Below are 253 nucleotides of genomic sequence, written 5' to 3'. Positions count from 1 at the left end.
CGGTCGTGCCGTCGGTCAAGACGACCTCGAAGGCGCTCGGCACGCAGCCGTGGGCGAAGCCGGTGACGACCGACGCGCTGAACCTGAACGCGCGCTTCGACTACCAGTTCAGCGACGACTGGAAAGCCTACGTCGCGGCCGGCCGCAGCCGCACGATGATCGACGACAACAGCGCGTTCCCGTACGGCTGCTCTTACGCGGCGAGCTGCGCGGGCGGCGCGACCTCGCCGTTCTTCTTCGGCGCGAACGGCGA

Annotated in this window: 1 pseudogene; it reads left to right on the top strand. The window is 69.2% G+C overall.

Going from position 1 to position 253, the window contains the following annotated elements:
- A pseudogene (locus SB751_RS33175) lies at positions 1–253 on the top strand (TonB-dependent siderophore receptor); the annotation flags it as partial.

Origin of the sequence: Cupriavidus sp. SIMBA_020, from assembly GCF_046535395.1 — a bacterium.
Lineage (GTDB): Bacteria > Pseudomonadota > Gammaproteobacteria > Burkholderiales > Burkholderiaceae > Cupriavidus > Cupriavidus campinensis.
The sequence above is the reverse complement of the archived record's forward strand: the minus strand, read 5'-3'. Positions and strand labels throughout refer to the sequence as shown.